Origin of the sequence: Bradyrhizobium sp. 149 (assembly GCF_023073915.1) — a bacterium.
GTDB lineage: Bacteria > Pseudomonadota > Alphaproteobacteria > Rhizobiales > Xanthobacteraceae > Bradyrhizobium.
This window is the reverse complement of record NZ_JADPKK010000020.1, coordinates 383,681-405,202: the sequence shown is the minus strand read 5'-3', so window position 1 is coordinate 405,202 and position 21,522 is coordinate 383,681. Positions and strand designations below refer to the sequence as shown.

Annotated in this window: 18 protein-coding genes; 14 read left to right on the top strand and 4 right to left on the bottom strand. The window is 65.0% G+C overall.

From position 1 onward, the window contains the following. Positions 1–117 precede the first annotated feature (117 nt). Complete coding sequence (locus tag IVA88_RS17035; RefSeq protein WP_247498378.1) at positions 118–306, top strand: hypothetical protein; 189 nt, start codon at positions 118–120, stop codon at positions 304–306. Between the two features lie 215 nt (positions 307–521). Next, a complete protein-coding gene (locus tag IVA88_RS17030) occupies positions 522–686 on the top strand; it encodes a hypothetical protein (RefSeq protein WP_247498377.1) in 165 nt (54 codons plus the stop codon). 9 nt (positions 687–695) lie between these two features. Here the strand turns inward: IVA88_RS17030 and IVA88_RS17025 are convergent, their stop codons facing one another. Next, on the bottom strand, positions 696–1,361 hold the full coding sequence (locus tag IVA88_RS17025; protein WP_247498376.1) for a GntR family transcriptional regulator: 666 nt from the start codon (positions 1,359–1,361) through the stop codon (positions 696–698). An 8-nt stretch (positions 1,362–1,369) separates the two neighbouring features. After that, positions 1,370–2,782 carry an FAD-binding oxidoreductase gene (locus IVA88_RS17020; protein WP_247498375.1) on the bottom strand — a complete coding sequence of 471 codons (1,413 nt, stop codon included), beginning with the start codon at positions 2,780–2,782 and terminating at the stop codon, positions 1,370–1,372. Between the two features lie 177 nt (positions 2,783–2,959). Between IVA88_RS17020 and IVA88_RS17015 the strand changes: the two genes are divergently transcribed. The 6 genes from IVA88_RS17015 (at position 2,960) to IVA88_RS16990 (ending at position 12,020) form a co-directional block, all read left to right on the top strand. Continuing rightward, the gene (locus IVA88_RS17015; RefSeq protein ID WP_247498374.1) at positions 2,960–3,844 is read left to right on the top strand and encodes a dihydrodipicolinate synthase family protein; all 885 of its coding nucleotides are present in this window, start codon (positions 2,960–2,962) and stop codon (positions 3,842–3,844) included. Positions 3,845–4,055: 211 nt separating this feature from the next. Continuing rightward, on the top strand, positions 4,056–6,380 hold the full coding sequence (locus IVA88_RS17010) for a TonB-dependent siderophore receptor (RefSeq protein WP_247498373.1): 2,325 nt from the start codon (positions 4,056–4,058) through the stop codon (positions 6,378–6,380). Between the two features lie 62 nt (positions 6,381–6,442). Then, positions 6,443–7,624 carry a PepSY-associated TM helix domain-containing protein gene (locus IVA88_RS17005; protein WP_247498372.1) on the top strand — a complete coding sequence of 394 codons (1,182 nt, stop codon included), beginning with the start codon at positions 6,443–6,445 and terminating at the stop codon, positions 7,622–7,624. A 74-nt stretch (positions 7,625–7,698) separates the two neighbouring features. Further along, the gene (locus IVA88_RS17000) at positions 7,699–8,931 is read left to right on the top strand and encodes a rhodanese-like domain-containing protein (RefSeq protein WP_247498371.1); all 1,233 of its coding nucleotides are present in this window, start codon (positions 7,699–7,701) and stop codon (positions 8,929–8,931) included. Between the two features lie 98 nt (positions 8,932–9,029). Beyond that, a complete protein-coding gene (gene serA / locus IVA88_RS16995; RefSeq protein WP_247498370.1) occupies positions 9,030–10,274 on the top strand; it encodes a phosphoglycerate dehydrogenase in 1,245 nt (414 codons plus the stop codon). Positions 10,275–10,358: 84 nt separating this feature from the next. Continuing rightward, positions 10,359–12,020 carry a tannase/feruloyl esterase family alpha/beta hydrolase gene (locus IVA88_RS16990; protein ID WP_247498369.1) on the top strand — a complete coding sequence of 554 codons (1,662 nt, stop codon included), beginning with the start codon at positions 10,359–10,361 and terminating at the stop codon, positions 12,018–12,020. Between the two features lie 24 nt (positions 12,021–12,044). Here IVA88_RS16990 and IVA88_RS16985 read toward each other — a convergent pair whose 3' ends face one another. Continuing rightward, positions 12,045–13,763 carry an ATP-dependent Clp protease adaptor ClpS gene (locus tag IVA88_RS16985; RefSeq protein ID WP_247498368.1) on the bottom strand — a complete coding sequence of 573 codons (1,719 nt, stop codon included), beginning with the start codon at positions 13,761–13,763 and terminating at the stop codon, positions 12,045–12,047. Positions 13,764–13,964: 201 nt separating this feature from the next. On the opposite strand from IVA88_RS16985, the gene IVA88_RS16980 reads away from it, so the two are divergent. The 6 genes from IVA88_RS16980 to IVA88_RS16955 all read left to right on the top strand — a co-directional run bounded on the left by IVA88_RS16980 (position 13,965) and on the right by IVA88_RS16955 (position 20,813). Then, positions 13,965–14,465: a MarR family winged helix-turn-helix transcriptional regulator gene (locus IVA88_RS16980; RefSeq protein WP_247498367.1), complete on the top strand. Its 501-nt coding sequence runs from the start codon at positions 13,965–13,967 to the stop codon at positions 14,463–14,465. Beyond that, entirely contained in the window at positions 14,462–15,232 is a 771-nt protein-coding gene (locus IVA88_RS16975) for an enoyl-CoA hydratase (RefSeq protein WP_247498366.1), read from the top strand. The genes IVA88_RS16980 and IVA88_RS16975 overlap by 4 nt, the downstream gene beginning before the upstream one ends. Positions 15,233–15,362: 130 nt before the next feature. After that, the gene (locus IVA88_RS16970; protein WP_247498365.1) at positions 15,363–17,444 is read left to right on the top strand and encodes a methyl-accepting chemotaxis protein; all 2,082 of its coding nucleotides are present in this window, start codon (positions 15,363–15,365) and stop codon (positions 17,442–17,444) included. A gap of 124 nt (positions 17,445–17,568) precedes the next feature. Then, complete coding sequence (locus IVA88_RS16965; RefSeq protein WP_247498364.1) at positions 17,569–18,510, top strand: dihydrodipicolinate synthase family protein; 942 nt, start codon at positions 17,569–17,571, stop codon at positions 18,508–18,510. Between the two features lie 231 nt (positions 18,511–18,741). Next, positions 18,742–20,142, top strand: a complete 1,401-nt coding sequence (locus IVA88_RS16960) for a selenium-binding family protein (protein WP_247498363.1) — start codon at positions 18,742–18,744, stop codon at positions 20,140–20,142. 77 nt (positions 20,143–20,219) lie between these two features. Continuing rightward, positions 20,220–20,813, top strand: a complete 594-nt coding sequence (locus tag IVA88_RS16955) for a hypothetical protein (RefSeq protein ID WP_247498436.1) — start codon at positions 20,220–20,222, stop codon at positions 20,811–20,813. Here the strand turns inward: IVA88_RS16955 and IVA88_RS16950 are convergent. Then, on the bottom strand, positions 20,791–21,516 hold the full coding sequence (locus tag IVA88_RS16950; protein ID WP_247498362.1) for a DUF1045 domain-containing protein: 726 nt from the start codon (positions 21,514–21,516) through the stop codon (positions 20,791–20,793). The two genes, IVA88_RS16955 and IVA88_RS16950, sit on opposite strands and share 23 nt — an antisense overlap. Positions 21,517–21,522: the final 6 nt, after the last annotated feature.

Here is a 21,522-nt window from a genome sequence, read left to right as displayed (position 1 = left end):
ACCGACCGGCACGTGAAAGATCTAGTTCCCGGCCTCGGCGGGTACGCGATCAGGTGTGATGCTGTCCACAGACCCGCCGGCTGCGCCGCTTCATCCTCTCCCCAGTTTGGAGGAGAGATGCATGTTTCTGGTCGATGCGCTGCTGATCCTGGCGATGCTGTTTTTCTGTTCCTGCCGATCACCGATCGCAGGACGGTAAGGTTGCGGCTCTGCATGCTCTGCGCGCTGCTGGCGCTGTTCTCGGTTTCCGTCACCCGCACCCACGTCGCACCGGTGCGGCTCGCGGGCATAAGCTCGATCCATTAAGCGCGCCGAAGCTGATCCACCATCTCGCGGCAGCTGATTCCTGGTGTCGGGGCGATCCGGCAACGCTAGTTCCGCGTTGACGCGCTGGATCACGCGCAGGAACCAACTGCCTTCGCGAGCATTCTGATGCAGGGTTGCGCCGGGCCCGGCCGGCGCGCGCTCGCGTCCGGGGCCTGACATTGCCTCGATGTTCGCCTGTGGCGGATGGGGGAGCCGTGAGTACAGTTATAGAGAAGTTGCTGCTCCGAAAGCAGAAGCTGGTTGAGCAGCTCGAGAAGGCGCCGTCGACCGAGGACCGCGACAAAATCGAGCACGAGCTCGAACAGATCAACACCGCATTGGATTTCCTGGACAGGCCCGGCACGAAAGGCGCGCGGTAGTAGCAGCGCTCACTCCATCTTCAACGCTTTTGCGTAAACCACGCCCGAATTGGTGACGTGCGTGGTCATCAGGCTTGCGAAGGCCGCGAACTCGCCGCCGGCGAACAGATCGAGCAGCTTGCGATGCTCGTCGAAGGACGTGCGGGTGCGCACGTCGATCGGCGAAGTCAAATTGGTGCGCAGTGCGGCGACGCGGCCCGAGACGAGCTGATAGGATTCGGCGAGATAGCGGTTGCCGCAATGGCTGAACAGCGCCTCGTGAAAGGCGGCGTCGGCGCGGCCATAGGCGATGTTATCCCTCGCCGTTATCGCCGGCTCCATCGCCGCGATCGCCTCGCTCATCGTCGTGATCGCACCGTCGCGATCATGGTGGAAGGCGAGCTCGGCGGCCTTGGGTTCGAGCGCGATCCTGAACGTGCAGAGCGCTGTGATGTCTTCCGCGCTTGGTGTAAAGACGAAACTGCCGACCTGCGGGCGGATCACGACGAGCCCCTGCGCCTGCAACTGGCCCATCGCCTCACGCACCGGCGTGCGGCTGACGCCGAAGGAGTTGGCCACCATCTCCTCGGAGATGGCGGCGCCGAGCGCGAACTCGCCGTCGATGATGGCCTGGCGCAGCCGCTGCATCACGCGCTGCGACAGCGATTTCGGTGGATCGAGCTTCAGCGATCGCATCGGCTCTCTCAGATCACCTTGCCGGGGTTGAGCAGATGATCGGGATCCAGCGCGGCCTTCAGCGTTCGCATCAGCGCGATCTCGGCCTCGCTGCGGGCATGACCCAGCCACTTCTTCTTCAGCGTGCCGATGCCATGCTCGGCGGAGACGCTGCCGCCCATCTCGCGCACGAGACCGTAGATGATCGTGTCCATCTCCTCCTTCGGCTGCTGCTCGACGGCAAGGCCGCTCACCCAGGAGACGAGATGCAGATTGCCGTCGCCGATATGGCCGTAATAGACGCTCTCGCATCCCTCGATGCCATCAGCGAGTGCGGCCTTGCAGCGCGTCGCGAACTCGTCCATCCGCGCCACGGCGAGGCCGATGTCGTACGAGATGTGCGGGCCCAGCACCTGGCCGAACTCGGCGCAGATGTCGCGCACGCGCCAGAAGCTTTGGGTCTGCGCCAGCGATTGCGCCACGGCGGCGTCGGCGAGCAGCCCGCGCTCCATCAGCTCTTCGAGCCAGCTCTGGAAGCGCGGTGCATCGAGGCTCTCGTCGGTGCCCTGGGCTTCGACCAGCACGTAGAGGCCGTGGCCGGCGGCGACCGGCGGCTTGACGCCGGCGCGTGTCGTGATCACGGCCCAATAGTCCGGCCACATCACCTCGAACGCCGATAGCAGCGGACCGAGCCCGCTGCGTGCGGCGCCGAGCAGCGCGATCACAGCGGCATAATCCTCGAGTGCGCAGAGCGCGGCCATGGTCGATCGCGGTTTTGGAAAAAGCCGGAGCACCACGCGGGTGATGATGCCGAGCGTGCCTTCCGAGCCGATGAACAGATGTTTCAGATCATAGCCGGCATTGTTCTTCATCAGCTTGTTGAGACTGGTGATGATGGTGCCGTCGGGCAGCACGACTTCGAGCCCGAGCACCAGCTCGCGTGTCATGCCGTAGCGGATCACGCGGTTGCCGCCGGCATTGGTCGAGAGGTTGCCGCCGATAGCGCAGGAGCCGCGTGAGCCGAGGTCGAGCGGAAAGAAGAAGCCGGCTTCGTCGGCGGCCTTCTGGATGGTCTCCAGCGGCGTGCCTGATTTCACCGTCATCGTCATCGACGCATGATCGATCTCCTCGATGCCGCTCATGCGCTCCAGCGAGATCGCAACCCAGCCCGCTTCAGGCGATGCGCCGCGGCACAGTCCGGTCAATCCGCCCTGCGGCACGAACGGCAGAAGGGCCTGCCGGCAGGTCAGAATCGCGTCCGCAACGCCTTGCGCGTCGACCGGGCGGATCACCGCGCGCGGCGTTTGCGGCAGGCTCGCGCTCCAGTCGTTGCAATTGCGTGCGGGCACGTCGGTGCCAACAAGAACGGCAGCCGCGCCGAGCCTGTCGCGCAAGGCGCCGAGCATCTGGTCGGGATGTTCATCGGGGGTCACCATGTCCATGCGAGACCTCCTCAAGATCGACCGTCCTGTCCTGTGGCGTGACGGCGGAAAGCATTTGCGTCTTTGTTGTATGTAAGGTACAAGACGAAAAGTAAAGCAAAAACAAGGCTTGGCCGAGCCCCTCAGGTCTTCCGAGAATCAGAGGCTTGGTCCGAGGCTGCAGCAATGGGTGGTGTGATGACGGAGGCAATTCGCGGGTTCTGGGTGGCGTCGGCAACGCCGCTTGCGCCCGATGGCAGCGTGGATTCCGCCAAGCTCGCCGGCCACGCCAAGCAGCTCTTCAGCAAGGGCGTCGACGGTGTCGTGCTGTTCGGCACCACCGGCGAGGGCACCTCGTTCAATGTCACCGAGCGCGTCGCCACCATCGAAGCCGTGCTCAAGGCCGGCGTCGCCGCGGAACGAATTGGAATCGGCGGCGGCTTCCCGGCCATCAGCGACGGCATCGCGCTGACGCGCGCCGTGCTCGGTCTTGGCCTGCGCCACGTGCTGTACTTGCCGCCTTACTTCGACCGCAGCGTCACGCCCGAAGGCATCGAGGATGCGTTTGCAGCGATCCTCGACGGCGTCGCCGACGATCGCCTGCGTGCCTACCTCTATCATATCCCGCAGATCTCGGGTGTTGCGATCCCGACCAGCGCCGCCGCGAACCTGCGCAAGCGCTACGGCAAGATGGTCGCTGGACTGAAAGACTCCAGCGGCGACTTCAAGCAGTTCCAGGCATTCCGTGCCGCCGCCCCCGAACTCGCCATCACCGTCGGCAACGAGGTTGACATCACCCGCGCGATCGCCGCCGGCGGCGCCGGCACCATCTGCGGCATGGCCAACATCGCGCCGGAGCTGGTCAAGGCAATGATCGACGGCAAGGATGTCGAAGCGCGCATGCAGGCCGCCGTCGACATCGTGGTGAAATCCCCATCCTTCCTCACGACGCTGAAAGCCATCCTCGCGGCGCAGACGGCCGATGCAAGCTGGCTGCGCGTGCGGCCGCCGCTCCGGGCCTTGTCCGACGGTACCGCGCTCAAGCGCAAGCTCGACGAGCTGACGGTTCCCGCTATCGCGTGAGATCGCGCAAAACCGCGGCGCGTTGCCGCGAATTCGCGCGCTGCGTGTCGCGCCGAGTGCAAAATCAATCGACGATTGCCGAATAGCGCGATCGGAGCCTAGAACCATTCAACACTAGAGCGATTCAAGTCCGCTTGCGGTTCTCTTCACGCACAGCGGCTGTTAGACGCGCGAGCTTCAATGCTGTGTCTGACCAGGAAGTGAATCGAACGTGCGTGTCTATCTGGATGGCCAGCGCATCAGCGGCCGTCGAACTCATGCCGGCAAGAGCCGTGCAGGTCTTCTCATTGGAGCAGCCGTGCTGCTCGCCGAGTGTCCCTCCAGCACCACGAGCGCGCAGGCGCAATCGGCACTGCCGCCGGTGACGGTGGAAGCGCCGGCGCAGCGGCCGAAAACGGCCCGGGCATCGGAATCGTCTCAACGCCGGACGCAAGCGGGCGTGCGTCAGCGCAGCCGCAATGCCACCCCCGCGGCTCCGACCCTATCGGAACGCGCCGCGGCCGATGCCGCCGCGCAACAAGCCGCAAAGCTCGGCTACCGCGCGATGCCGAGCGCGACGACGCTGCGCAGCGGCGCCTCTCCGCTCGACACCTCGCAGGCCGTCAATGTCGTGCCCGCGCAGGTGCTGAAGGACCAACTGCCGCGCAACATCGACGACGCGCTGATCAACGTCTCCGGCATCACCCAGACCAATACGCTCGCCGGCAGTCAGGACGCAGTCATCCGCCGCGGCTTCGGCGACAACCGCGACGGGTCGATCATGCGCAACGGCATGCCGCTGGTGCAGGGTCGCAGCTTCAATCCCGCAGTCGAAAGCGTCGAGGTGCTGAAGGGGCCGGCCTCGCTGCTCTACGGGATCATGGATCCCGGCGGCATCGTCAACACCATCAGCAAGCGGCCGGAGCTCTACCAGCACGGCTCGGTCACGCTGCTTGGCTCGACCTATGCGAACAGCCGCAGCGGCGCCGACGGCACGCTCGACATCACCGGTCCGATCGGCGACCAAGGCCTTGCCTATCGCTTCGTCGGTTATGGTGTCAGTGAGGACTATTGGCGCAATTTCGGCCGCCACAGGGAAATGCTGGTGAACCCGTCGCTGGCTTGGTACGGCGACACCACGACGCTCCAGCTCACCTACGAGCACCGCGAATTCATCTACCCGTTCGACCGCGGCACTGCCTTCGTCAAGGGCGCTCCGCTGGCGATCCCGAAGACGCGCCGGCTCGACGAGCCCTTCAATAACATGTGGGGCACCTCCGACCTGGTGCAGGCCTCGGTCGAGCAGAAGCTCGACGACAATTGGAAGGTCACGGCAGCCTACAGCTACAACACCGAGACGTTCAGTGCCAACCAGCTTCGCATCACCGGCGTCAACGCCACGACCGGCGTCGAGACCCGCAGCAATGACGGCACCCGCAACTCGCTGAGCAACGCCAGCTACGGCACCTCCTATCTGCAGGGTGACGTCTGGGTCGGCGGCTTCCGCAACGAGATCTTGTTCGGAGGCGAGGCGCTCTATCGCACGATCGACCGCCACGATTTGATCAGGCAGGCGACGGCGAGCTTCAATTTCTACAACCCGGTCTACGGGCTGGTCGTGCCGGGCACGACCGTTTCGCCAGTGGACAGCGAGCAGACCGACAAGCTCGGCACCCGCGGTTTCTTCGCCCAGGACACATTCCATCTGACCAACTGGCTGTCGGTGGTCGGGGGCGTACGCTGGATGGAATACGAACAGCTCGCGGGAAAAGGCCGGCTCAACTTCATCACAAACACCAATTTGGCGGGCGAGAAGGTGCTGCCGCTCGGCGGCGTCGTCTTCAAGCTGAACGATCAGCTCTCCTATTATGTGAGCTATACGCAGTCGCTGAAGCCGACCTCGGTCATCGCGGCGTTCACCACCGGCTTTGTCGTCGACTCCACCATCGCGCCCGAAGAAGGAACGCAATGGGAGACCGGTCTGAAGTTCGATGTCAACAAGCGGCTGTCGGGCACCCTGGCCGTCTACGACATCCAGAAGAAGAATGTGCTGGTGCTGGATGACATCGGCGGTGGCAAGTCGGCGGCGCGGGCCTCCGGCGCGGCCCGGTCGCGCGGCGTCGAATTGGACGTGACCGGCAAACTGACCGATCAATGGAGCCTGATCGGAAGTTATGGGTATACCGATGCCCGGCTGATCAACGATCCCGTTGTCGGCAACGCCAAGCTGCTGAACGCCGCCATGAACACGGCTTCGCTCTATCTCGTCTACGATTTCGGCGACGCACTCCCCGGCCGTCTGCGGCTCGGCGGCGGCGCGCACTACGTCGGTGACCGACCGGGCGACGCCGCCAACACGTTCTTCATGCCGGCCTATACCGTCGCCGACATCTTTGCGACCTTCGACACTAAAGTCGACAATTCGCCGGTGACCTATCAGCTCAACGTCAAGAACCTGTTCGACAAGGTCTATTATACGTCCACCACCGGAAACGCTTTAAACGTCGCGATCGGCGACGCGCGACGCTTTTCCTTGTCGGCAACGGTGAAGTTCTAGCCATGGCGCGCGGCGCGAGGAAGCCGAGTTGCAGGTCGTCCGCACCAAAAAGGCTGGCGCCGATGCGGGAGTCCTGGCGCACGTTCAAGGCCGCTCTGCTTCAGGTCCATTCCATCGCGGGCCTCGTGCTCGCGTTGCTGCTTGCTCTGATCGCATTGACCGGTGCGATCATGAGTTTTGAGGACGAGATCGTCGATCATCTCAACGCCGGCATTATGCAGATCGCGCCGCGAACGACGCCGGCACTGATGCCGGACGAAGTGGTCGCACGCCTGAAGGCGGCGCAGGACGTCGGCAAGGTCTCTGCCGTCACGCTGTCGAGCGATCCGTCCGCGGCGGTGCGCCTCCGCTTCGCTCGCGACGAGCAGGGCGCGCGAGCGTCCTCGCTCTATGTCGATCCCTATGACGCGCGCATGCTGAGCTCGCCGCGCGGCGAGGAGTTTTTCGCGACCGTGCGCCGGCTGCACCGCTGGCTGCTCATTCCCGGCGACGCCAAGGGCTTGGGACGCCAGATCACCGGCGTGGCCGCGCTCGGCCTGATCGTCATGCTGGTCTCGGGCCTCGTGCTGCGCTGGCCGCGGCGTGCAGGCAGCGTGAAGATGTGGTTGAAGCCGAATCTCGGGCTCAGTGGTCGCGGGCTGTACCGGTCGCTGCATGCGGTGATCGGCACCTGGGTCCTGCCGGTCTATCTGGTGATGACGCTGACGGGACTCTGGTACTCGTTCGACTGGTACAAGGACACTGCCGTCTGGCTGCTGTCGCGTCCGCAGGCCGCTACGGCGAAGATGCAGCCGAAAGCGCTACGCGCGCCGGGCCGTGCCGAGCAGGCCCAGCCGATCGGATTCGATCATGCATGGACGACGTTCCAGCGCGAGGAGGGCAGCCGTTTTTCCAAAGCCTTGCTGACCCTGCCGACCGGCCCGGGCACGGCGATACGGATCCGGTCGTGGGGGAAGGATTCCACGCTCGATACCACGCGCGACGAATTCCGTATCGACGCCGTTACCGGTCAGTTGATTTCTGCGGAACGCTACGCCGACAAGACGTTCGGCGAGAAGATCATCGCGAATTTGCTCGACATCCACCGTGGTGCGTTTCTGGGCTGGCCCGGCAAGCTGGCGTTCATGATTGCCGCCGCACTGATGCCGCTGTTCTCGGTCACCGGCATTTTGCTTTATCTGTCGCGCCGAAAGCTGCGGCGGCCGCTGCAGTCGCCGCTCGGGCAGCTTGTTCCGGGTGAGTGAGCTGCTGCCGAAAGGCTAGCCAAGACTTCGACAATCGTTCAAAAGCTCATGGCCGTTTTCGTAAGGTTCGTGCCATGAAGCTCCCGACCGTCACCCCCGCCGATATCCGCCGCGCGCTGCTGTTGCGCGAGGAGATCGCGCTGCTCGATCTCAGGCACGAGGCTGGATTCGCGACGGGACATCCGCTGTTCGCCGCCAATATGGCCGCCGACCGGATTGCGATCGAAGCCGAGGTCAGGCTGCCGCGCAAAAATGTGCCGATCGTGCTCTATGATGACGGCGAGGGACTGGTCGCGGCAGGTGCCGAGCGGCTCGCCGCGCTCGGCTATACCAACGTCCGCGCGCTCGATGGCGGGCTGAAGGCCTGGCGCGACGCGGGCTATCAGGTGTTCGAGGACGTCAACTCCTACTCCAAGGCCTTTGGCGAGCTGGTCGAATCGCGCCGGCACACGCCCTCGTTCAGTGCCGACGAGGTGGCAAAACTCATCGCGGACAAAGCCAACATCGCCATCCTCGACGTCCGTCGCTTCGACGAATATGCCACCATGAACATTCCGGGCTCGGTCAGCGTGCCCGGCGCGGAGCTGGTGCTGCGGGCGGGGCAGGCGGCACCGGATGCCGACACCACCATCATCGTCAATTGCGCCGGCCGCACCCGCTCCATCATCGGCACCCAATCGCTGATCAATGCCGGCGTGCCCAACAAGGTCCGGGCGCTGCGCAACGGCACCATCGGCTGGACGCTGGCACGGCACACGCTCGACCACGGTGCCGACCGGCGCGGTGCGATCGGGCCGTTCGAAGGCGGTCCGGCCAATGCGCGCGACGTCGCCTATCGCGCCGGTGTCCGCCATATCGGCGTGAGCGAGATGGCTGCGCTTCTCGCGCAGACCGATCGCACGCTCTATCGCTTCGACGTGCGCGACGCCGAGGAATATGCAGCCGGCCATCTCCCGGGCTTCCGCCACTATCCTGGCGGCCAGCTCGTCCAGGAAACCGATATGGCAGCGCCAGTGCGCGGCGCGCGCATTGTGCTGACCGACGACAACAGCGTCCGCGCCGACATGACGGCGTCCTGGCTGGCGCAGATGGGCTGGGAGGTCTATGTGCGCGAAGGCGGCTATGATTGCGCGCTCGACATCGGGCCGCCGCGCGTCCTGCCCAAGTCCGACCCGGCCCACCGCTACCGCCGCCCCTATGAGGGCACCGGCGTCGCCGAAGGCGCGATGCAGGCCTATCTCGACTGGGAATACGGCCTCGTCGAGCAATTGCGTCTTGACGGAACGCACGGGTTTTACGTCATCTGACGACCGCCCCGCCATCTTCTCCCCGTATCCGAACCCTATTGTGCCGCGCATCCCCCGCGGTCTATGAGCTGCGGCAAAGCTGTGACCACGGAGATTTCATGCCAGCCCCAGGCCAAAGCGCTGAGCGGAACGCGAAGGCGCTGCTGCTCGAAGGCGTCAACGACAGCGCCGTGGACCTGTTCGGAGCTGCGGGTTTCACCAATGTCGAACGGCTGACCAAGGCACTCGACGGCGAGGACCTGCGGCGCGCACTCAAGGGCGTGTCGCTGCTCGGCATCCGCTCGCGCACCCAGATCACCGATGAGGTGCTGAAGGCGGCCGACCAGCTTCTCGCCGTCGGCTGCTTCAGCGTCGGCACCAACCAGGTCGATCTGCTGGCGGCGCGCAAGCGCGGCATTCCGGTGTTCAACGCGCCGTTCTCCAACACGCGCAGCGTTGCCGAACTCGTGATCGGCGAGATCGTGATGCTGCTGCGGCGCATCTTCCCGCGCTCGGTATCGGCCCATGAGGGCGGCTGGGACAAGTCGGCGACCGGCAGCCGCGAGGTGCGCGGCCGCACCCTCGGCATCATCGGCTACGGCAATATCGGCTCGCAGCTCTCGACGCTGGCCGAAGCGATCGGCATGCGCGTGATCTATTTCGATCGCACCGACAAGCTGCGCCACGGCAACACCGAGCCGGTCGAGAAGCTGGAAGAGCTGCTGGCGCAGAGCGACGTCGTCAGCCTGCACGTGCCGGAGACGCCGGAGACCGCCGGGATGATCGGCGAGAAGGAGCTGCGGGCGATGAAGCCGGGCTCCCTCCTGATCAACAACAGCCGCGGCACCGTCGTCGATCTCGATGCGCTGGCGGGCGCCTTGCGCGACGGCCATCTTGCGGGTGCCGCCATCGACGTGTTTCCGGTCGAACCTTCCTCGAACTCCGATCGCTTCAAGAGCCCGGTGCAGGGCCTCGGCAATGTCATCCTAACCCCGCATATCGGCGGCTCGACCGAGGAGGCGCAGGAGCGCATCGGCGGCGAAGTGGCGCGCAAGCTCGTCGATTTTTTCATCACGGGATCGACCACGGGGGCGGTGAATTTTCCGGAGGTCCAGCTGCATCTGCGCCCCTCCGGCGCGCGCTTCGGCCACGTCCATCGCAACGTGCCGGGCATGCTGCGCCGGCTCAACGAGGTCTTCCTCCAGCGCGATATCAACATCGCCGCGCAATATCTGGAGACCTCCGGCGATCTCGGTTACGTCGTGCTCGACGCCGACCTCGGCGGTCAGGATTCAGGCGCGCTGCTGGAGCAGATCCGCAGCCTCGAGGGCACCGTCGGCGCGCGGCTGGTGTTCGAGCACTAGAGCTGTTGTTGACGGCCGGCCGGAGGTCGCCTTGAATGCGGCCTCCTGACGGATCGAACCACGACAGAAAAACCAGGGGGAACGATGGCGCAAATCCATGCGAAGCTGTGTGCGTTGCTGGTGGGCGCAGCGGGCGCGCTGGGCGTGAACTCCGCTTCTGCGGCGACGCTGGCCGAGGACGCGGATACCGTATGCAAGAGCCTCGTCGGCGGCGCTGACGCGGTGAAGATCGATTCGGCGACGTTGCTGGCGCCGTCGCCACTGGCCGTCGCCGAACGCGGCCCGACGCCGTCGGGGCGCGTCACGCCCGCCAATCCCGGCTTCTGCAAGGTGCTCGGCCATATCGATCCCACCGATCCCAAGGCGCCGCCGATCAAGTTTCAGGTCAATTTGCCCGTCGAATGGAACGGCCGCTCGCTGCAATATGGCGGCGGTGGATTCAACGGCGTGCTGATCACGGGCCTGGCGCTGCCGCCGGCCCATCCCTTCGACAAGCCGTCGCCGCTGGCGCGCGGCTTCGTCACCTACGGCACCGATTCCGGTCATGAGTCCAAGCCCGGCGAGCCGCCGCAATTGTTCGCGCTCAACGACGAAGCCTTCGAGAATTTCGCCCATCGCGCCTACAAGAAGGTGCGCGATGCCGCCGTCGCGCTGATGCAGCGCGCCTACGGCAAGACGCCGGAAAAGATGTACTTCATGGGCTCGTCCGAAGGCGGACGCGAAGGCCTCACCATGGCGCAGCGCTATCCCGACGATTTCGACGGCATCTTTGCGCGCGTGCCCGTCATCAACTGGGTTGGCTTGCAGCATGCCGGCACGCGCTCGGGTCTTGTGACCATGGGTGACGGCTGGATCAATCCGGCGCAGGTGAAGCTCGTGGGCGATGCGGTGCGGGCCGCTTGCGACAAGGCCGACGGCTCCGATGACGCGCTGGTGCAGGATCCCGTTTCCTGCAAGGCGGCGTTCAAGGCGGAGACGCTGCGTTGCGCGAGCGGCAAGTCCGGCGATCAGTGCCTCACGGACGCCCAGATCAAGGCGATCGACACGCTGCATGCGACCTACAAATTCCCGTTCCCGCTCGCCAACGGTCTCGACGATTATCCGGGCTGGGGCGTGTCGGGTGAAGACACACCGGCGGTTGGCCCGACCGGCGGCTGGGTCGCGTGGTGGCTCGGCACGGCGCCGCCCGCGCAGCCGCCTGCGCCCAATAACGGCATCGCCTGGATCTACGGCGCCGGGGGAATCCAATATGTGTTCGCGCGCGATCCCAAGCTCGACGTGACGACGTACAAGCCCGAAGAGCACAAGGCACGGTTGCTCGAGGTCTCCGGCTTGATGGACTCCACCGATCCCGACCTCAGCCGCTTCCGCGCCCGCGGCGGTCGGCTGATCATACTCGAACATATGGCGGACTACGCCCAGAGCCCCTATGCCGGCATCCGCTATTTCGAGAACGTCGAACGCAAGCTCGGCAAGACCGAGACGGCCGAATTCGCGCGGCTCTACACCGCGCCCGGCGTCGACCATGTCGGCTCCGGCGCGCCGGCCAATGTCGACATGCTGAGCGCACTGGTCGACTGGGTCGAAAAGGGCAAGGCGCCCGGCGACCTCGAAGTCGCCGAGCAGAAGGTCGAGGCGCCGTCGTTTGCGACGCTTCGCGCGCTGCCGCTGTGCCGGTGGCCAGCGTGGCCGCACTACAAGGCGGGACCGCTGACGGAGGCGTCGAGCTTCATGTGCGCGCCGTAGCGGGCGCGCCACGTCGGAGGAGCGTCACCTGGTGGCCATCGCCTGCGCGCCGCCGAGCAGCTGCGCGTTAAGCCGGCCGCCGGAGAACAGCATGTCGTCAAGCGCCTCGTCGATATCGGCGGAGATGACGGAGTTGCCGCCGTCCCGCGCGATGCTTCCTTGCGCCAGCCGCCGCATCAACTCCTTGATGAAGGCGCAACTCGTGCCCTCGCTGCGCCGGGCAGCCTCTGCGATGACCGCCTCGTCGAGCGGCAGTCCCTTGCCGTAGAGCCGGACCAGCTTGCCGCGACCGGCCTCATTGGGGAGAGGCACTTCGATGGCCTGGTCGATGCGGCCGGGGCGACCCGCGAGGGCGCCTTCGAGGTCCTCCGGCCGGTTGGTGGTCAGGACGAACAAGATGTCCGCGTCCTCCTTCAGCCCATCCATCTCGTTGAGCAGCTTGTTCAGCATGGATTCCTCGCATGGCCCCATGTCATCGCGGTCACGGGCGATGAGATCGACGTCCTCGATCACCACCATCGACGGCTGGAGCAGCCGTGCCAGGCTCATATAGGCGCCGAGAAGACCGATCTGCTCGGCCGTGATGATCAGCGTCGTATGTCCGGGCAAATGCGTTGCGAGATAGCGGATCGTGTGGGTCTTGCCGGTGCCCGGCGGCCCGTACAGCAAGATGCCTTTGCGTGTCGACTGACCCAGCCGGCGCAATTGGTCTCGGGTGTTGACGAAGGTCAGCACATTGCGATCGAGCAGCCGCAGGGTTTGCTCCGGCAGGATCACCTCGTCGCGCGCGACCTGCGGCAAGCGATGCACGGTGATGCCGCGCGAGCGGCCGCGATAATCGGAATCGGCATCGAGCGACAGGATCTTGCCGCGATAGGTCCGCGCAGCCTGTACGGCCTCTTCCAATTCAATGAAGCATTGCTGGACGAGAGCCGCACCTGCGGAACCTGATGGCACCAGGATCTCGATCCGAATTCCGGGCTCGCGACTGTATTCGCGGTGTCCGCAGAGCAAGACCGCATAGCGCAGATGATCCTGCTCACACAGCCATAGTCCGTTATCCAGACACTTGACCGGGCTCTTCTCGCCTATGTCGACGTCGGAATATTGCAGCGGGGCAATCGCGATCGCATAGCGGCCCTCCTTGAGGAGTCGTGAAATCGACAGCGTTTCGTAGCGCTGCTCCTCGTTCAGCCCGATCAACCGGATGGCCTTGCCGAAGAGGCGGTCGACCGCTGCCTGGAGATCGACCCGCATGTGGCCGGGAAATTGGCGGATCGTGGTCACGAGCTTGCTGCGCGCGGTGCTGGCAAGGTGCCAATCGAGAACGTCGCAAGCAAAGTCGAAATCTTCCTCTTGTTCGTTCGAAGGCCCATCCGCCGCACGCATGCATTCGCTGCACAGCCACACCGTGCGGTTGCCGATACGAACGTCGGTCTGTCCCTCAGGCTTGCCACAGAGTTCGCAAGGAGTCTTGATCGCCTCAAGGGTGACCTGCAGCCGGTGGCCGGCCAGGCCGATGGATTGTTGGGCAGATTTGAAAAGCGCTTCGGCGACGGATTGCGGGTAAGGCCCGCAAACCGCCTTTTCCTTCTGCTCGATCTGAGTGATCAGCGCGGTCGCTTCACGGTCTGATTTGCCGAAGACCTGACGAAGCAGATCCATCACGAATTGGTCCGGCGTATCGTCGTCATTATGGATTACGAGCTGGGTCGGCTGGTTCTCGCCACGCATACTGTTCATCACGAAAGGTCTCCGGGACAATCTATGATTGAATAGAACGGATAGGGAACATAAAATTGAGTGGCCGTCAAGCGTGGCGGCCGCGACAAATTGCGATTGCTGGGCGAGTCCTAATGCGCCGGCTCGCCGGCGGCCTTCACGCGGCGCGTCACCATAGCTTCGCCCTTTGACATTCCGATCCGCCCCAGCTAGTTATTTCGCATGCGAAATAAACCGGCCGGCGCGGGGCATCATCGGCTGATCTACCTGTTGAGCGTTGCGCAGCGGCGCTTGCAGCGCTGGATGGCGGCGCGGCCTTCGAGCGAGGTCTCGCCGGCGCAGGCAGGACTCCTGTTCATTCTCGGCAAGCAGGATGGGGTGCTGATGGGCGAGGCGGGCACAGCGCTCGATCTCGGACCGGCCGGCATTTCCGGCCTCGTCGATCGCACGGCAGCTGCAAAACTGATCGAGCGGCGGGCCGATCGCGAAGACGGGCGCGCCTGGCGCGTCTGGCTGACGCCGAAGGGCCGTGCAGCGCTCGCGCAGGCGAAGGCCAACGCGGCGCAGGTCAACGCGGCGTTGACGGACGGATTCACCAGCGCGGAGATCGATATCGTCGCACGCTGGCTGACGAGCATTCAGGACAAGTTTCCAAGAGAATCTTCAAGAGAACTTTCGACAGAGCTTTCAAAATATCCAGATCAACAGAGGAGAGACCCATGACCGAGCACGTCCGGATCAAGAACGACGGCGGAATCCTCACGCTCACGCTGGCGCGCCCCGACAAGAAGAACGCGCTGACGGATGCGATGTACGGCAAGCTCGCCGACACCATCGAATCGGCCGAGTTCGATCCGTCGGCCCGCGTGATCCTGATCCGCGGCGACGGCGACATGTTCACCGCCGGCAACGACGTCGGCGAATTCGCCGCGGTCGCAGCGGGCAAGTCGGACGGCAGCCGCAATGTCGTGCGCTTCATCCAGTCGCTGGCGCGCTGCACCCGGCCCATGGTTGCCGCGGTGCAGGGCCGCGCCGTCGGCGTCGGCACCACGATGCTGCTGCATTGCGACCTCGTCGTGCTCGCCGACAACGCGCAATTGTCGACGCCCTTCGTCAGCCTGGCACTGGTGCCGGAAGCAGCCTCCAGCCTGCTGATGCCGGCGCGCATCGGCTATGCGCGAGCCTACGAGATGTTCGCCCTGGGCGAGACGGTGCCGGCCAAATCCGCGCTGGAATGGGGTCTCGCCAACCGCGTGGTGCCGCTCGACAAGCTCGATGCCGAAGCGCTTGCGCTGGCGCAGCGTCTTGCCCGTCAGCCGGCCGGCGCGCTCACCGCCACCAAGAGGCTGATGCGCAATGGCGAGGCGCTGGTCGCGCAGATGAATGCCGAGGGCGAGCAGTTCGGACTGCGTCTGCGCACCGCCGAGGCGCGCGAGGCCTTCACCGCTTTCGCCGAGCGCCGTCCGCCGGATTTCACCAGGGTTGCATGATGTCCGCGCTTGCACCTGGGTTGTTGGCCCGTGAACTCGCCGCAATTCGACTTAAACCTTAACGAAACATTGGCATGTCGCGGGGCAAGGTGGCGCTCGAAAGAGCAGGCCCGACCCAGGCCCCGAGACCATGACAATGTTTAAGAAATCGGTAAGTTCGCTCCTCCTGACCTTGATGGCCCTGCTGGCCGCGGGTGCGCTGGCCTCTACGGCGATCCAGATGGTCGGGGCGTTCGGCCGCTACAGCGACAGTCTGGAGACCGCGCGGCTTGCCGCCGCCGACAAGGCGATCTTCCATGGCGTGCTGGCGCTGCGCAACAATCGCGGCGATGCGCAGAGCGCGATCCTCGGCGAGGACGATCCGCGAGCGAAACTCGAGGCGGCGGAGAAGGCCGAGCAGGGCGGCTATGACGCCATCGGCGCTGCGCTCGCGACCGTCGATTTCGCCCGCCGCGACGAACTCGCGAGCACGCTGAAGCAGGGCTGGAGCAACGCCGCGCCCCAGTTTCAGCTGTTCTACGACGAGGCCAAGCGTCCGCGCGCCGAGCGCAAGATCGAGCGGACCAATTCCTGGTACGATGCCGTCACCAAAGTCATCGACACGGCGAACCTCGCCTCCATTGCGGTGTCGAACCGCGCCTGGACGGACGATCCCTACATCGCACGCATGATCCAGGTCCGCCGCTTCGCCTGGCAGGTGCGCGACCGTTATGGGATCCATTGCTCCTCGCTTCGCTCGAACATCAACAGCAGCAAGCCGCTCGACGACGCGCAGAAGCGGTCAGTGGCGCAATGGGATGGCACGATCGTCTCCGGCTGGGCGGGCATGGCCGATTTGCTGGCTGCGCCCGACGTGGCGCCAGAGCTGGTGACGGCAGCGACGGACGCGAAGGCCAAGACCGACGGTGCGCTCAAGCGGATCGGCGACCTCACCAAGAATTTCGACGGCAGCGGCAAGCCCGCGATGCCCGCCTCGGAATGGAACACGCTGTGTCAGTCACCCTTCGCGTCCATCGTCGCGGTGGCGAACAAGGCGCTCGACCAGTCGATCGCGCGGGCGGAGACGGTGCAGGCCAAGGCGCTCACCAATCTCGTCGTGCAGTCCCTTGCATTCCTGCTCGCGCTGGCCGTGACGCTGACTGGCGTGTACGTGGTGCGCAACCGCCTCATGCGCCCGGTGCGCGCCATTCTGGATGCCATCGCCAAGATCAGCGCCCGCGACTACGCGACGCCCGTTCCGCAATCCAGATATCTCGACGAATTCGGCACCATGGCGGCCGCGCTCGAAAGCCTGCGCGAGAGCGCGGCGACCGCGGAACGCCTGGGTAAGGACCGCGAATCGCAGCAGGCGCTCCAGCTCGCCCGCTCCGGCACCGTCGATGCGGCTTGCCGCAGCTTCGACGACACCGTGCAAGCCGTCATTCACAGCGTTGCCGCGTCGACGAAGGAGCTCGATGCCACCGCGACCGACGTGCGCTCGCTGGTTTCGGAATCGAGCAGCCAGACCGCGGCGGTCGCCTCCTCCGCCGAGCAGGCCACCAACAATCTCGAGACAATCGCGGCCGCGACCGAGGAACTCTCCGCGTCCGTCGGTGAGATCTCCGCGCAGGTGCAGGCCAGCGCCCGCGACGCCCGCGAAGCCGTGTCGCAGGTCGCGCAGACCAATGCGACGGTCGAGATCCTCGATCAGACCGCAGGCCGCATCGGTGAGGTCGTGAAGATGATTCACGCCATCGCCGGCCAGACCAATCTGCTAGCGCTGAACGCCACAATCGAGGCGGCGCGGGCCGGGGAGGCGGGCCGCGGCTTTGCCGTCGTCGCCGGCGAGGTCAAGAGCCTTGCGGCGCAGACCGCAAACGCAACGGAAGAGATCTCGCGACAGGTCGCGGAGATCCAGGGCGCGACGGGTCAGGCCGTTGCCGCCATCCGCTCGATCGGCGGCGCCATCAGCGGCATCGACGAGAAGATGACCGCGATTGCCGCGGCCGTCGAGGAGCAGCGCGCCGCGACCACCGAGATCTCGCGGAACTTCCAGCAGGCCGCGCAAGGCACCCGCGAGGTGACCGATACCATCGGCGGCGTCGCCAGACTCAACCAGCAGACTGGCAGCGCCGGCACGGTGCTGACCGAATCGGTCAAGAAAATGTCGACCGACGCAGATCGTCTCCGCGTCGCGGTCGAGGGCTTCTTGGGCGCGGTGAAGACCGCATAGCTTCGACAATCCTCCATCTCCACGTCGCGCAATCAGCATTGCCGCCGATGCGCGCGGCAGGTACATCTATGCCGCTGCGCGGGCGCCGCGGCAGATGCAAGAGATGTCAGGGATGGAGAGTTCGATGCCGGTCACGCCACACCACAAGGCCCAGCGCCCTTATCGCGGCGTGTTCCCGGTCGCACCCACCGTTTTCGACGAGCGCGGCGAGCTCGACCTCGAGGGCCAGCGCCGCTGCATCGATTTCATGATCGATGCCGGCTCGAACGGTCTGTGCATTCTCGCCAATTTTTCCGAGCAGTTCGTGCTCACGGATGCCGAGCGCGAGACCGTGATGCATGCGGTGCTGGAGCATGTCGCGGGCCGCGTTCCCGTGATCGTCACCACCACGCATTTCAGCTCGGCCGTCTGCGCCGCGCGCAGCCAGCAGGCCGAGGCGGCGGGTGCCGCCATGGTGATGGTGATGCCGCCCTATCACGGTGCAACCTTCCGCGTGCCCGAGAAAGGCGTCGTCGAGTTCTTCAAGGTGCTGTCGGGCGCGATCAAGATTCCGATCATGATCCAGGATGCGCCCGTCGCCGGCACGCCGCTGTCGGTCGAGTTGCTTGCCCGACTGGCGCGCGACTTCGCCAACATCCGCTATTTCAAGATCGAGGTGCCGGGCGCCGCGTCGAAGCTGCGCAGCCTGATCGAGGCCGGTGGCAGCGATATCGAGGGGCCCTGGGACGGCGAGGAGGCGATCACGTTGCTCGCCGATCTCGATGCCGGCGCCACCGGCGCGATGACCGGCGGCGGCTATCCCGACGGCATCCGCCAGATCGTCGATCCCTATTTCGCCGGCAAGCGCGAAGAGGCGAAAGCCGCCTACGAACGCTGGCTGCCGCTGATCAACTACGAAAACCGCCAATGCGGTCTGATCGCCTGCAAGGCGATGATGCAGGCCGGCGGCGTGATCAAGTCGGACACGGTGCGGCATCCGCTCCAGCCGTTACATCCGGCGACGCGGGCAGGGCTGCTGGAGTTGGCGAAGGAGCGGGATGCAATGGCATTGCGGTGGGGGAAGTAGCCTCCGCCGTCGTCCCGGACAAGCGCGCCCTAGCCTGATCCCGCCAGCTTCCATCGGGCTGAAGGCGTCGAATTAACGCGGTTCGGGCGGTTTCCCGCAACCCGTCGTTGACATATTGTACGCTCGCCAACCAGGCCCGCGGAGCATCTCAAGACATCGCGCAACAACTCTTCATTACGCCGCTATTCCGAGCCAGGCTGGAGTGAGCCGACGAAACAGGGAGGCAGTGCCATGACGATGAGGCCGGATCCCACCTTTCACGCATCGCCCAGGCTTGCGATGGAAGCACCCGCGGAGAACTTTGCCTACACGTTGCTGCTCAGTCCGGACTTCTCGAAACCGGATGCTCTCGCGGTCATCGACGTCAAGCCGGGATCGCCGACCTACAGCCAAATCGTCCACACCGTGACGATGCCCAACAAGGGCGATGAGTTTCATCACTTCGGCTGGAATGCCTGCTCCTCCGCCTTGTCGCCGCTCGCCGGACATGCCTTCATCGAGCGGCGCTATCTCATCATCCCCGGGATACGATCGTCGCGGATCTACATCATCGATACCAAGCCGGATCCGACCAAGGCCAAAATCCACAAGATCATCGAGCCTGAGGAAGTCTTCAAAAAGACCGGCTACTCGCGGCCGCATACCATCCATTGCGGGCCGGACGGCATCTATGTGAGCACGTTGGGCGGCGGCGGCAAGGACGGCACCAACGGACCTCCAGGCGTCTTCATCATGGATTGCGAGACGTTCGAGGTCCTTGGACGGTGGGAGATCGACCGCGGTCCGCAGACGCTGCACTATGATTTCTGGTGGAACCTGCCGCGCGACTACATGGTGACGAGTGAATGGGCGTTGCCGCCGCAGTTCGAGAACGGGATCGTTCCGGAAGATCTGCTGGCGAACAAATATGGACATCGCCTCCACTTCTGGGATCTCCGCGCCCGTCGTAACGTGCAGACCATCGACCTCGGCGCCAATCATCAGATGGCGCTGGAGGTGCGGCCGGCGCACGATCCGGTTCGCGAATACGGCTTCGTGGGCGTTGTTGTCGACACCACGAATCTCGAAGCCTCGATCTGGACCTGGTGGCGCGAAGGCGGAAAATTCCACGTGGAGAAGACGGCGACGATCCCGCCCGAACCCGCGCCAAAGGAGAAGCTGCCGCCGCTGCTCCAGGGCTTTGGCGCGGTGCCGCCGCTGGTGACCGACATCGACCTGTCGATGGATGACCGGTTTCTCTATGTCTCATGCTGGGGCACAGGTGAAATGCGCCAGTACGACGTGAGCGATCCGCGAAAGCCGAAGCTTGCGGGCTCGGTTCACGTCGGCGGCATCGCGCGCCGCACCCCCCATCCGAACGGCAAGGCGTTTGCGGCCGGCCCACAGATGGTCGAGATCAGCCGCGACGGCAGGCGCGTGTACTGGACCAATTCGCTCTATTCCACCTGGGATGACCAGTTCTATCCCGATGGCGTTCCGGGTGTGGAAGTCATGGCCAATGTCGGTCCCAACGGCGGCCTCGAGCTCGACAAGAACTACTTCGTGAGCTTCCCCGACGGATATCGTGCGCACCAGATCAGGCTGGAGGGCGGCGATTGTTCGACGGACTCGTTTTGTTACCCGTCGGCCTAGATTGGGCACACGCGAGCCTCGGCTGGCTGTGGGTCGCTCTCGTTGCGAGCGGCCTCTATCACGGGGTCAATCCGGGAATGGGCTGGCCGCTCGCCGTTTCGGCCGGGCTCATGGACAAGAGCCCGCGCGCGCTCTTTCGCGCGTTGTGGGCGCTGGCGGCCGGGCATCTCCTGGCAACACTTCTCGTGCTGCTGCCATTCGCGTTCCTGCTCGTGCTGGCCGAGTGGCAGCGTCCGATCCAGCTCGGCGCTAGCCTTCTTGTCATTGGCTTCGGCGTCTATCGGCTGGTCGAGCGGCGCCATCCGCGCACGCTGGCACGAATTCCGCCAACGCAATTGGCGCTCTGGTCATTTGCCGTCGCCATTGCCCACGGCGCCGCCTTGATGCTTGTGCCGATCTATCTCGGGCTCTGCCAGGCCTTCGAACTCGATGCCGGCCACGAGGCCGCTGGCGCGCTGATCAAGGCAAGTCTCGGGATGGCGGTGCTGGTGTCTTTGGTGCACGTTGCCGCCATGGTCAGCGCCGGCGGATGTCTGGCTTGGCTGGTCTACCGCCATCTGGGATTGAAATTCGTCTCTCGAAGCTGGTTCAATCTGGATGTCATCTGGGCGACCAGCCTCGTTCTGGTCGGCGTTGTGGCGCTCGCCTTCAATCTCGCGAGCTGGCACTGACGCTTGACTGCGTCAAAGCCCACTCGCCGATGATGCGGAAGCGAGCCTTGGCGTCATCCTGCCTGAACAGCGTGACGCGATCGATCGCCAGCGCATCAAGCCCGAGCGCAGCAAACCTTGCCCGCAGCATCTCCAAGATCGGCCCGCGCCGCTCCGCGTCCAGCCGGCCCGTCAGCGTCATGTGGAAGCGGAATTCCTCCATCACGTAAGGGTAGCCCCAGCGGTCGAGATAGTCGCGTTGCCGTTCGCTCAGCTTCTCCGGCTTGCGCCGCGCACGGTCTTCCGCGCTCAGCGGCGCGCGGAAGGAATCGAAGTCGCGCGTGCAATCGGCGGCGAGCTCTTGAAGGGCACCGACCGGCTCAGCCGGAATGATCGCGATGAAGCCGCTGATGGCATCGACGACCGGGCGGATCACCGGGATCGTCCGCGCCTTGCCTGCGAATGCCACGCAGGCCGCCAAAAGCTCCGCTTCGGTCTTGCCCGGTGCGAGCGCCATCGGCGCCTTCAGCGTGGCGTGAAAGCCGTATTTGCGGGGATCGGCGGTGACGTCGCGCCAGTCCGGCGCGAGGCGCGAGGCGTCGGCGGGAAACGGCAGCTCGTTGCCGCTAGAGGCATCGTAACCGAGCAGCTCCGCGCCGAAGCGGGAGAGAGCGCTGTCGCTGCCTGCGGCAAAATAGATCGCATAGCGGGGGGAGCCTGTCATCGTCCG